The organism is Glaciecola nitratireducens FR1064 (assembly GCF_000226565.1).
Taxonomy (GTDB): domain Bacteria; phylum Pseudomonadota; class Gammaproteobacteria; order Enterobacterales; family Alteromonadaceae; genus Glaciecola; species Glaciecola nitratireducens.
This window is the reverse complement of record NC_016041.1, coordinates 1332094-1344723: the sequence shown is the minus strand read 5'-3', so window position 1 is coordinate 1344723 and position 12630 is coordinate 1332094. Positions and strand designations below refer to the sequence as shown.

Annotated in this window: 13 protein-coding genes; all 13 read right to left on the bottom strand. The window is 42.9% G+C overall.

The genetic code is table 11. From position 1 onward, the window contains the following. Positions 1-5: 5 nt before the first annotated feature. Positions 6-581, bottom strand: coding sequence for a peptidoglycan-associated lipoprotein Pal (gene pal / locus GNIT_RS05895; RefSeq protein ID WP_014108242.1), 576 nt, complete (start codon positions 579-581; stop codon positions 6-8). A gap of 32 nt (positions 582-613) precedes the next feature. Beyond that, positions 614-1996 carry a Tol-Pal system beta propeller repeat protein TolB gene (tolB, locus tag GNIT_RS05890; protein WP_014108241.1) on the bottom strand — a complete coding sequence of 461 codons (1383 nt, stop codon included), beginning with the start codon at positions 1994-1996 and terminating at the stop codon, positions 614-616. Between the two features lie 129 nt (positions 1997-2125). Beyond that, positions 2126-2983: a cell envelope integrity protein TolA gene (tolA, locus tag GNIT_RS05885; protein ID WP_014108240.1), complete on the bottom strand. Its 858-nt coding sequence runs from the start codon at positions 2981-2983 to the stop codon at positions 2126-2128. A 3-nt stretch (positions 2984-2986) separates the two neighbouring features. Beyond that, positions 2987-3409 (bottom strand): protein TolR, encoded by a 423-nt coding sequence (gene tolR, locus GNIT_RS05880; protein ID WP_014108239.1) that lies wholly within the window; start codon positions 3407-3409, stop codon positions 2987-2989. Between the two features lie 35 nt (positions 3410-3444). After that, positions 3445-4137, bottom strand: a complete 693-nt coding sequence (tolQ, locus tag GNIT_RS05875; protein ID WP_014108238.1) for a protein TolQ — start codon at positions 4135-4137, stop codon at positions 3445-3447. Beyond that, positions 4127-4597, bottom strand: coding sequence for a tol-pal system-associated acyl-CoA thioesterase (locus GNIT_RS05870; protein WP_014108237.1), 471 nt, complete (start codon positions 4595-4597; stop codon positions 4127-4129). The genes tolQ and GNIT_RS05870 overlap by 11 nt, the downstream gene beginning before the upstream one ends. Before the next feature lie 335 nt (positions 4598-4932). Further along, the gene (ruvB, locus tag GNIT_RS05865) at positions 4933-5943 is read right to left on the bottom strand and encodes a Holliday junction branch migration DNA helicase RuvB (RefSeq protein ID WP_014108236.1); all 1011 of its coding nucleotides are present in this window, start codon (positions 5941-5943) and stop codon (positions 4933-4935) included. Positions 5944-6036: 93 nt separating this feature from the next. Then, positions 6037-6666: a Holliday junction branch migration protein RuvA gene (ruvA, locus tag GNIT_RS05860; RefSeq protein ID WP_014108235.1), complete on the bottom strand. Its 630-nt coding sequence runs from the start codon at positions 6664-6666 to the stop codon at positions 6037-6039. A 21-nt stretch (positions 6667-6687) separates the two neighbouring features. After that, a complete protein-coding gene (gene ruvC / locus GNIT_RS05855; RefSeq protein ID WP_014108234.1) occupies positions 6688-7224 on the bottom strand; it encodes a crossover junction endodeoxyribonuclease RuvC in 537 nt (178 codons plus the stop codon). 3 nt (positions 7225-7227) lie between these two features. Further along, complete coding sequence (gene nudB, locus GNIT_RS05850; RefSeq protein ID WP_014108233.1) at positions 7228-7662, bottom strand: dihydroneopterin triphosphate diphosphatase; 435 nt, start codon at positions 7660-7662, stop codon at positions 7228-7230. Between the two features lie 4 nt (positions 7663-7666). Beyond that, positions 7667-9466: an aspartate--tRNA ligase gene (aspS, locus tag GNIT_RS05845; protein WP_014108232.1), complete on the bottom strand. Its 1800-nt coding sequence runs from the start codon at positions 9464-9466 to the stop codon at positions 7667-7669. Between the two features lie 433 nt (positions 9467-9899). After that, a complete protein-coding gene (locus tag GNIT_RS05840) occupies positions 9900-10991 on the bottom strand; it encodes an ABC transporter ATP-binding protein (protein WP_014108231.1) in 1092 nt (363 codons plus the stop codon). After that, complete coding sequence (locus tag GNIT_RS05835) at positions 10984-12627, bottom strand: ABC transporter permease (RefSeq protein ID WP_014108230.1); 1644 nt, start codon at positions 12625-12627, stop codon at positions 10984-10986. Before GNIT_RS05835 ends, GNIT_RS05840 begins: the two co-directional genes overlap by 8 nt. Positions 12628-12630 lie beyond the last annotated feature (3 nt).

Sequence of the window (12630 nt, the reverse complement as noted above, 5' to 3'; positions counted from 1 at the left end):
AGCGCTTACTGATAAACCACTACACCGCGACGGTTTTGAGCAAATGCGTACTCAGATCCGCCTTGAACTGCTGGCTTTTCTTCACCGTAAGAAACAACTGATACCTGTGAAGAGCTTACGCCCGCATTCATCAAATATGTTTCAACAGATTTTGCACGACGCTCGCCCAATGCAATGTTGTATTCTGGCGTACCACGGTTATCCGTGTGACCTTCGATTACAATTGACTGACCAGGGTTTTTCACTAGGAATGCAGCGTGCATATCTAATACTGAATGAAAGTCAGATTTAACAGCAGCACGGTCAAAGTCGAAGTAAACAACGTTTTGACTAATTAGCTTGTCTTTTTCTGCTTGCATCATGTCTTTAGCTCTTTGCATCTCTGCAGCTTTCGCTACTTCAACACGTTTAGCTTCAGCTTCTGCTGCAGCTTTAGCATCAGCAACTTGCTGTGCCGCTACTTCTGCCTGACGGTTCGCTTCAGCTTCAAGTTCTGCTTCCGTTGGACCAGATTTACATGCCGCTAAAGTTAATAATGGTACAACAATCATGAGCGTTTTAAGTGTGTTTTTGTTCAACATACTAGTTCCTTTTTTATATTTTAAAATTCAATTTACAGTAAAAACGGCGACCAACTGGGAGATTTTACTTCCCCATCAGCCACTGGTTCTTTAAACGAGAAGCGTCCATCCAGTGAAACCCAAGCCAAAGCTGGTTTTCCATTTTCTAACACGCTGTATATTATCATACTTCCATTCGGGGAAATACTAGGCGACTCGTCCAGATAAGTTCTCGTCAGCACCAACATGTCACCGTTTGTTAAATCTTGTTTAGCTATATGATAATCGCCTCTTGTGCGATTTACGATAATTAATTGCGAATTATCTGGTGTTACTGCCCCCCCTAAATTCATTTCCCCTTCAAAGGTTATCCTACTTTTCCGGTTAGTTGCTAAATTTACTTGATAAATCTGCGGTTTACCACCCCGTTCCGAAGTAAATATCAAGCTTTTTCCATCAGGCGTCCAAGACGGCTCTGTGTCAATTGCTCTGTTTCGCGTAATACGCGTTAAGTTTCGCGTTTGTAAATCCATTACGTAAATTTCCGGATTACCGTCCTTAGACAGCACCATTGCTAGCCTGCGGCCATCTGGCGAAAAACTAGGCGCTCCGTTTATGCCCGGAAAATCGGTTAATCTCGTGCGACTAGTCGTGTAAATATCCTGCAAATAAATTTGCGAGCGTTTATTTTCAAAACTCACATATGCCAAACTGTTGCCATCTGGCGACCATGTTGGAGACATTAATGGTTCAGGTGAGGACAACAAAGTAGTTGGATTGACGTTGTCGTAATCGGCGATCACTAAACGGTATGGTTTCGGGTTCGTATCGCGATCTAACACTTTGATGTATGCAATGCGTGTTAGGAAAGCGCCCTTCTCACCCGTCAGCTTTTCGTAAACAATGTCACTGATGATATGGGCATATTGTCTAAAATCACTTCCATTGATGGTTTTTGTGCGTTTTTCGATAACGTGATCACGCGTCATCACCAATTTTCCATTCTCAAGATTCTTAGCTTGTCCGCCTGTTGCTTTAGCGCGCAGGACGTCGATAAGTTCAAAAGTCACCAAATATTGGTTCAAGCCAGTTGCTTCGATGCTTCCTACCACAACCATGTCGATGCCTTTTTGTGTCCAAGCTTCGTAGTTTATTTCACTGTCGGTTGTTGGAAATTGTGGCATAGACGACAACTTCAAGGGATTAAATTTACCGCTTCGCTGTAAGTCTGAAGCAACAACTTCGCTTAAATTTTCTGGCAAAGTTGCGCTACCTGCATATTTAAACGGCACTACGCCAATTGGACGCGCTGAGTCAACGCCGCCTGTAATAATGATTTCAGTCGTCGCAGCGCTAGCCTGAGCGCTGATGAAAAGTAAAATTAAAGCAGCAAGATTAAGCTGTTTTCTTGCTAATTTGAATATCCAAGTTGACATAAATTTAGATAGCCCTATTGTCGTTAAAATTGGTTAATATTAAGTATATTTTTTAAAACTTGTTTCTCATTAATAAATATCTGCGGCGTTGGCATCACACTACTATCCAGACGCTATGATTACTATTGACTAATCATTCTCCCAGACTAAAGTCACGTCTCTAAGCTTTTCATTTACATCTTTATCTGTTGGCATAGGAAGCGTTCCAGCTCTTAATGCCGCTGAACGCAACGATAAACACAAAGAATCATCTCCTGTTCCAACCGCTTCAAGCACTAAACCGTTCGACGCTATGCGCATTTTTAATCTGCATGAACGACCAGCAACGCTGCCCGTTGTAATCAAATTCTGTTCAATCCGCGCTTTGATCTTACCAGTGGCAATTTGCAGCTCAGATAATATCTGCCGCTGCCTCCGCTCATTCCGCTCAGCCTGCTCAGCAGCCATCTGCTGCTGCATCGCTTTGTCTTGGGCTGCGCGCTCTTTGGCCAGTTTATCTTGTTTCGCTTTTTCAATACGCTCTTGCTCAGCTTTCTCTTGAGCTAACCTTGCTTTTTCCTGCAGTTCACGCTCTTGACGAACCTGTTCTTCTTTCTGTTTCTTAGCGTCAGCTGCTTTTTTGCGTTTAGCCTTTTCGCGCTCTTCTCTTTTACGCTCTATTTCTTTACGTTTATTTGCTGCTTCTTGATCTCGTTTTCTTTTCGCCGCAGCTTCAGCCTGTTCTTTTTCGCGTTTATTTTGCGCTAGCACATTGCTATCAATGAAAGTAGCTTCAATAATTATCGGCGCCTGCGTATCTTTAGTGCCGCTCGCCAGATCGACTGGCTTTGCTGCGAATTTAAAGCTCACCAATAACGACACCACAATGAACACATGCACAGCAATAGAGATCAAAAATGATTTCTGTTGTAATGAAAGCGATTTTTTCTCAGGCTTATCGCTTTCTTCTGCTGAACCACTATGTTGAGTTTGATTATCAGGCATCATCGATTACGCTTTATTGGGATCCGTCATTAAGCCCACCGATGGTGCTCCTGCATTTTGCAACACGACCATCAACTCAACCACTTTTTCGTAACTCACTTTACCGTCACCATTTACCACAACGGGAATAGTCGGTGTTTGCGCCAGTTTAGCTTGCACCAATGTTGCAACATCTGCTGCCGTTAATTCATCATCCGGATTGTCACCGATATTTAAAAAATATTGTCCCGCAGCGTTTATCGACACAATCAACATGTCGTCTTCATCTGTCTCTATGGTTTTAGCATCGGCTTTGGGCAAATCAACTTTTACACCCTGCGTTACTGCAGTTGCCGTTGCCATGAAAATCACGAGCAACACCAACATAACGTCGATGTAAGGTACGACGTTAATTTCTGATACTGGCTTTCTGCGTTTTCTAACAAACATGATATTCCTCCTTATTCATACAATAAGCACGCGACTTAAGGTACCTGCTGACTAGAGGACGCCATATTTTGACGGTTTAATATAGCTGAAAACTCTTCCATGAAATTACCATAAGCATTTTCTAGTTTTTCAACGCGATTACTAAAGCGATTATATGCAACAACGGCTGGGATTGCGGCGAACAAACCGATGGCGGTTGCAATCAGTGCTTCTGCAATTCCAGGTGCTACCATAGCGAGTGTGGCTTGTTTCACTTGACCCAGTGCGATAAAGGAATTCATGATCCCCCACACTGTTCCTAACAAACCAACGTAGGGAGAAATTGAGCCAACGGTTGCTAAGAAAGGTAAGCGTGCTTCTAGCTCGTCCACTTCGCGCGACATAGTGACTCGCATGGAACGGTAGGTTCCGTCCATAATAGCTTCGCTTAACGCACCCGATGTTTTGCGTAAACGCACATACTCTTTGAAGCCCGCACAGAATATTAGCGGCAAACCAGTCAAGTGCGCTCGTGAAGAGAGTTCTTGATAAAGTTTGTTGAGGTCGGCACCTGACCAAAACTTATCTTCAAAAGTTTTCATTTCTTTTGTCGCTGCTTTTAATACAGCATTTCTTTGAAAGATATATGCCCAAGAAACAACGGAAGTTGTTAATAGCAGCAGCATAATAAATTGCACAACAATACTTGCTTCTAAAAACAAGTTGAGGATAGAGATTTCAGACGTCACGTTTTATTTCCCTTAATATAAAGTCAGGTATAGCAATGGGTTTCATTTTTCCCAAATCGACACAAGCTACTCTCACTTCAGCGCTAACAAGTAGTTCTTTTTCACTACCCTTAACATTACAATTGGTATCTTTATTATTATTTATTTTGGCAGAATCATTAACACGATAAGCGTGCTGTCTAAACACCATACTTGCCTTCTTCAATTCTACTACTTGGCAGCTAATACTCAACATATCATTGAATAAAGCAGCCTTACTATTTTTCATAGTTAGGCCTTTGACGACAAAACCGATGGATTGTTCCAATAAAGTTTGCTGTTCTATGCCTAAATTTCTTAACCACTCGGTTCGAGAGCGCTCCATGAACTTCAGATAGTTAGTATGATAAACAATACCACCAGCATCGGTATCTTCATAATATATGCGTATAGGTATGGAAAAAGGTTCATTACTGGACAAAAAAACGCTCCTTTTAGGTTAGTTTTTGTATAGATAAATTATAATAACCGTAAATTGACGCTACATTTTATCAACATCAATTTCATCACGGTTATATATTAAAAGGGACGAGGAACAGTATCGAACTAAGAGATCGTTAATGCAACAAATAAAAAGGATTAGAAAAACTAATCCTCAGCAAGAATATTTCTAGTTTGATATCTCATCGGATGTCTATAGAATACTCTCTACTTAAACAGGTCCTACAACTTAGTTGTGTTGCTTTTTTATGTTCCCTTATAACGGTCTCCTTCCGTTAACTTGTTGTTTGGCCCACGTTCTGCGTGGGCTTTTTTTTAGTCGATTTTTGGCATGGTCAAGCCAAAGTGCAAATATGCATGTTGGGTTGCAATTCGTCCACGTGGCGTTCGTTGTAAAAAGCCTTGTTGAATTAGATATGGCTCTATTACGTCTTCAATGGTTTCTTTTTCTTCGCCGATGGCCGCTGCAATATTGTCTAATCCAACAGGTCCGCCCATAAATTTCTCAATAATGGCTAGCAACAACTTACGATCCATAAAGTCGAAGCCTTTATTATCAACGTCAAGCATATTCAGCGCTTTAGCTGCGACGTCTGCATTAATATTACCGTCGGCTTTAATTTCAGCGTAGTCTCTTACTCTGCGCAATAAGCGGTTAGCAATTCGAGGGGTGCCGCGAGAGCGTTTTGCCATCTCAAATGCGCCCTCTTTATCCATACTTAGATTTAAATACGAAGCACTGCGCTGAATGATGTCGGTCAAATCAGAAACATTGTAGAACTCTAAACGCTGCACAATTCCAAAACGGTCTCGCAATGGAGAGGTTAACGAACCGGCTCGCGTGGTTGCACCAATTAGTGTAAATGGAGGTAGGTCAAGTTTAATGCTGCGCGCTGCGGGCCCTTCGCCAATCATAATATCTAATTGATAATCTTCCATCGCAGGATACAAAATTTCTTCGACAACCGGACTTAAGCGATGAATTTCATCGATGAACAACACATCGTTTTCTTCAAGGTTGGTAAGTAAAGCAGCCAAATCACCGGCTTTTTCCAATACCGGTCCTGAGGTAGTTTTTATATTTACCCCCATTTCGTTGGCAACGATGTTGGCCAAAGTTGTTTTACCTAAGCCTGGAGGTCCAAATATGAGCAGATGGTCAAGCGCATCACTGCGCTTTCTAGCCGCTTGGATGAATATTTCCATTTGTTCACAAACATGAGCTTGACCAGTATAGTCGCTGAGCATTTTGGGTCGAATTGCGCGATCGATAACTTCATCTTCTGGATCAGCAACGGCTTGTATTAAGCGATCTGCTTCAATCATAACGACTCCTTGCCTTTATATAATCTTTCAAGACTAACGATAAGCTGAACACCAACTAGCAAACATCCATTCATTATCATAAACATCATTTTGTTAACTCATTGCTCTGAGTGACTCTCGGATAGCCTGCTCACTTGTCATTCCTTCAACATAAACTTGCTTGATGACTTTTTCGGCCTGCATGGGTTTATAACCGAGTGCGAGTAGCGCACTTAAGGCTTCATTTTTAGCATGCGCATCGCCACGTAAGCTCGGTCGCTGAATTTGGCTATTCGGCAAGCTTGGCGCTGAACTATCAAAGTGCACGTCAGAACGAGATAGTTTTTCTAACTTATCTTTTAATTCTACCACTAGACGCTCAGCAGTTTTCTTTCCGACGCCAGGAAGCTTGACCAGATTTGAAATATCTTCGTGAATGACACACTGCACAAAATCTTGTGCCGACATGCCAGACAAAATTGTGCATGCGAGCTTCGGGCCCACGCCATTGGCTTTAATGAGTTCTCGAAACAAGGCTCGCTCTGAGGTATCTGAAAAGCCGAACAATAATTGCGCATCTTCGCGCACAATAAAGTGAGTATAAATAGTTGCCACTTCACCTATGTTGGGAAGCTGATAAAAACTGGTCATCGGCAATTGAATTTCATAGCCCACGCCGTTAACGTCAACTAAGACATCTGGGGGAGTTTTGTCAATTAACGTACCTTTTATTCTGCCGATCATCGATTTATTGCCCTGCCTTATTTATCTTCTTAAGCGACCGCGTACGATCTTAGAAATTTTGCCTGACGTTTTGCCTGACATTTTAATCAGACTTTGCGAGGTATGAATATGACACAAAGCTACTGCCAATGCATCAGCAGCGTCTGCCTGTGGTGTGGCGTTCAACTTCAATATACTGGTGACCATGTGCTGAACTTGCGTTTTGTCCGCGGCTCCTGTTCCCACAACAGATTGCTTTATTTGTCGTGCTGAATATTCTGCCACAGGCAGGTCAAAGTTAGTGGCAGCGACAATTGCTGCACCACGCGCCTGGCCAAGTTTAAGCGCTGAATCAGGGTTCTTCGCCATAAACACTTGTTCAATTGCAAATTCGGTAGGTGTGAACTGAGTGATAATTTCACTGACGCTGTCAAAAATCTGTTTTAAACGAAGCGAGAGCTCATCATGAGTTAGCCTGATACAGCCACTGCCCAAGTAGCTCGCTTTACCGCCTACTACTTTGATAACGCCGTAGCCTGTAATTCTTGAACCAGGGTCAATCCCTAAAATTATGCTCATGCCTTAATCCGGAACAAACAGTGCAATCGCATCACGATTACTTCTTGACCATACTTTTTGCATAGCCTCTTGCTTACTCGTCCATTCGAAGTCAGTGTGTTCAGTTAACACAATAGGCAGGCCTATAGGAACCTTCACACTAAAAACGTATTCATTATTGAATTGAGAGCCTTTGGGGTAACGATATAACCAAGCAGGACGGATCTCGTATTGACTCACTAATCGACAGTCTACTATTGGGTGCGTTGATTTGGGCAATGCAATACCCGTTTCTTCTGCTAGCTCGCGATAGGCTGCGTTTAACGGTATTTCACCTTCCTCGATAGTGCCAGTGACCGATTGCCAAAAATTAGCGTCATCTTCACGCTGCATAATCAGCACTTGGTTGTGTTCATCTCTGATCACAACCAAGACTGACTCTGGGCGTTTGAGCTGCATAGTGCTATTCAGCGTCTTTGCCTGGCTCTTTACTGTCTGTTTTAGGGTCAGATTTAATTACCGTGGCAATTGACAGTTCCGCCAATTGTGCAGGGTTAGCAAACCCAGGCGCATTCGTCAGCGGACAGGCTGCCGTTGTAGTTTTTGGGAATGCCATTACGTCACGAATTGAGTCTGCACCAGTCATCAGCATTACCATTCTATCTAAACCAAAAGCTAAACCCGCGTGTGGTGGTGTGCCATAGCGCAGTGCTTCTAATAAGAAACCGAATTTCTCATTGGCCTCTTCATCCGTGATACCGAGGAGTTGAAAGACTGTCGCCTGCATATCCATATTGTGAATACGCACCGAACCACCACCTAATTCAACGCCATTGAGCACCATGTCATATGCATTCGACAGCGCTTCTGCCGGATTCGCTTTTAATGCTTCAATGCTACTATCGCGCGGGGCAGTAAACGGATGATGCAGAGCATAAAGCTCTCCATCAACTTCCTCAAACATAGGGAAGTCAACTACCCATAATGGACGCCACTCACCTTCAAGGAGATCAAAATCTTCACCCAACTTCAAGCGCAATGCACCCATTGCATCTGTCACCACAGTTTTACTGTCGGCGCCAAATAAGAGAATGTCGCCTGTTTGCGCGCCAGTTTTTTCGAGCAACGCGTTTATGCTAGCTTCATCAAAAAACTTGAGGATAGGCGACTGCAGGCCATCAATACCTTGGCTCAAGTCATTGACTTTAATCCACGCTAAGCCTTTAGCACCGTAAATACTCACAAATTTCCCATAATCGTCAATTTGCTTGCGCGATAAGGTAGCGCCGCCTGGCACTCGAATTGCTGCAACTCGACCTTTTTTATCGTTTGCGGGGCCGCTGAACACTTTGAAGTCGATGTCTTTAACAATGTCATCAACGTCAACTAGTTCAAGCGGGTTACGTAAATCAGGCTTGTCGCTACCATAGCGCTGCATTGCTTCTGCATAACTTATGGTTGGGAAGTCGCCTAAATCAACGTTGAGCAATTCAGAGAAAAGTAAACGCATCATCTTTTCTGTGATCGCCATCACACCTTCAGCATCCAAGAATGTTGTTTCAATATCTATTTGCGTAAATTCTGGCTGGCGGTCCGCACGTAAATCTTCATCACGGAAACACTTTACGATTTGATAATATTTGTCCATTCCCGACATCATCAACAATTGCTTAAACAACTGCGGCGATTGCGGTAGAGCGAAAAACTGACCTTTGTGAGTACGACTTGGCACCAAATAATCGCGCGCACCTTCTGGTGTCGCTTTGGTCAAAATAGGTGTTTCAATATCAAGGAAGCCGTCGCCGTCTAAGAAACGTCTAACCAATGAGGTTACTTTTGAGCGAAACACCAAGCGCTGCGTCATAAGTGGACGGCGTAAATCTAGGTAGCGATATTTGAGACGCTGCTCTTCTGAATTGTCTTGGTTCCAGTCAAGGGGAAGTGCCGGTGCACTGTTAAATATAGAAAGTGCTTTACCAAGCACTTCAATTTCGCCGGTTTTCATCTCTTTGTTAGCTTGCGATTCTGGGCGCATGCGCACTAAACCAGTGATCGCCACACAAAACTCATTACGTAACGTGGAAGCAAGTTCAAACGTTTCAGCTGTGTCTGGATCGATAACAACCTGCACGATACCTTCACGATCTCGTAAGTCGATGAAAATTACGCCGCCTAAATCACGTCTTTTGTTGACCCAGCCGTAAAGTGTAACTTCTTTATTCGCGTAACTTGCATCGATGTTTCCACAGTAATCTGTGCGCATAAACTTAATCCCAATAGTGCTGTATTTGTTTTGAATTTTTTAATATTAACGTTTGTTAGTTTTTACGGGCTCTTCACTCGGCCTCTTAACCCACGGTCTTCGCACAAACCCAGTATCGAATCGCTTTAGGTAAGTGATAGGTGCAACAAACGCTAATCTGAATTGTTCGGGCTTCTATAACGAAGCCGTTGAAAGCGCGAAATTATAAACTAAACAATGAGGATACTAAACGGCAGAATCAATATATTCGGTAACTAATTAAGAGAAATTTTCCCTTAGTGAGTGAGTAGTGCACAAAAGAGCTTGATAAGTTGTTGTTCAATTTAGAATCGTCACAAAACTAAACCACATTGCTGGTGCTTATGCTTTTAGTAAAATCCTATTCATTGAAGATGACTTAAGACGGTCGGACGTTATTTGCACAACTCTTAACTCAAATAGGAAAACAGATTACGTGTTCTACTTCTAGGTGAATACCAAATGACTCGCCTATTTGGTGGTCGTGGTGACTCGGCGCCAAACAAAGTAAACCGTCATTTTCATTAAGAGATAGTCGATACAATATGTGCGCACCGCGGAACGATCGTCCAACAACTCTGGCTTTCATAACGCTTTCATCCTGATGTCTCAAATCATCCGGTCTGACTAACATTTTGGCCTTATCCCCTACCTTAAATGTGCCGCTGGTGAGATATTCTTCAGGAAGGAGGAATCGTCCTAATTGAGTTTCAAGCCATATACGTTTTTCCTCGATGGGCTCGATTGTGCTCTCTTCGTCATTTTCATAGGCCACAACTGTCACAGGAATAAAAACCCCTTCCCCCACAAAGTCTGCAATAAACTCGGTTGCGGGCTCGTGATAAAGATCATAGGCGGTTCCCCACTGCTGACACTGATGGTCATGCAATACGCCTATTTTATCAGCCATCGCGAACGCTTCAGTTTGATCATGAGTAATTAACAACGCGGTAATATTTTGCTGCTTGATGATACTGCGAATTTCGCTGGACAAACGTTCTCTTAATTCCGGATCTAAGCTAGAGAACGGTTCATCTAATAGCAACAAGTCAGGCTTTGGAGCAATAGCTCTGGCAATAGCGACCCGCTGCTGTTGTCCGCCTGAAAGTTCATGCGGATATTTACTTTTCGAATCATTTAAACCAACTAGCTCAATCGCCTGTTCAGCGAGTTTGAGGGAGTCCGATTTTGCTAACTTACTCAAACCATAGGCAACATTTTTTAACACGGTCATATGTGGAAATAAGGCGAAATCCTGAAACACGACCCCAATTCGTCTTTTGGCAACTGGCATCTCGGTTTGCGCATCACTCACTATGGTGCCATTAACGCTAATACTGCCCTCTTGCACTGACTTAAAGCCAGCGATGGCTCGCAACAATGTTGTTTTACCGCAGCCAGAAGGCCCTAAAATGCAGCCTATCTCACCCTGACTCAACGAAATTGTAAGGTTTTGCAGTACATTTTGTTTGCCGTAACTCAACGATAAGTTAGTAATATCAAGCATATTTTCGTTCTATTCCATCAAGCGTTTTAGTCAGTAAAATTACTGGCAAAATACCCACCAGCACGATCGTAATTGAAGGTAAAGCCGCATCAATTAAACGTTCATCTGACGCCAATTCAAAGGCTTTGACCGCTAGCGTATTAAAGTTAAAAGGACGCAGCACTAAGGTGGCCGGTAATTCTTTTAATATATCGACAAACACCAGCAGCGCTGCACTCAACAAACTCGCCTTTAACAAAGGGATGTGTATTCTAAACAAACGCTGAATAGATGAGTCACCCAATACCTTAGAGGCTTCATCCATGCTAGGTTTAATGCGTTGGATACCCGCTTCAGTGTTATTCAAGGCAACACTCATGAATCGAATAGCGTAGGCAAAAATCAGCGCAAATATCGTACCTGACAAGACCAAACCAGGCTGCACATCAAAATAGGCATTAGTGAACATATTGAGTTTGATATCTAACCATCCAAGCGGCACTAAAACACCAATCGCGATCACGGTGCCCGGCATTGCGTAACCAAGCGACACAAATTGAATAAATCCGCTAACGGTTTTTGAAGGTTGAAGGCGTTTGGCATAACTAAATAACAAGGCCATTGTTACTACCACAACGCAACCAATACCAGCTAACATTGCTGAGTTCATGGCGTATTCAGGGTAGTCTTCCAAGCTTGATATATCAGAAAAACTAAATGTCCAAATTGCTAACTGTACGAATGGAACAATAAAACCGAAAGTAACTGGCAAGCTACAAAGTAAAAATAGAAACGCGCTTTGCATGCCTCTGACTTTCTTTGCTTGGGCTGACTTACCTTGTCTGGATGAATAATTTTGAGAGTCTCGTCTGCTCAGTTTTTCAATCATTATCAAAATAAAAACAAATAGACACAGAAAGCCCGAAAGTTGCGATGCTGCATTGATATCTCCTAAACCAAACCAAGTTCGATAAATACCGGTCGTAAACGTACTCACGCCAAAATATTCTACTGTACCAAAATCGGCCAAGGCCTCCATCATAGCCAAAGCAGCACCTGTCATAATGGCGGGACGAGCCAGTGGTAACGCAACTTTTAAAAAATGTTTAAGTGGTGAAACTCCGGCAAGTTCACTGACTTCTCGGTATTTTTGTGATTGTTCAGAAAAAGCCGTTCTAGCGAGTATATAAACGTAAGGATAAAGTACGAGCGACATGAGTACGATGGCTCCAGTGAGCGACCGTATCTCAGGAAACCAGTAATCTTGGCTGCCTAAAGCAAAAGTGTCTCGAACAAGGGTTTGCAAAGGGCCGGCAAAGTCCAGTAACCCCGTATAAGTATAAGCAATAATATAAGCGGGCATGGCAAGCGGCAATAAAACCAACCACTGAATTAAGCGACGTCCATAAAAATCGTAGTTGACAATAAGCCAAGCTAAATAAGTACCAATGAGCGTTGCGCCAAAACCAACGCCAAAAGCAAGCGTCGCGCTATTGCTGATATATCTAGGTAAAACGGTTGATGAGAGATGCTGCCAAATAGCAGCGTCCCAAAACAGAAAACTGGCAAATATAACAAAAATTGGCAGGCCCAAAAAAAGGCCTGCCAACACGGAATATAAGGTAAAGGCCGAGCCTTTAAGTGCCGTTTTTATCAATCG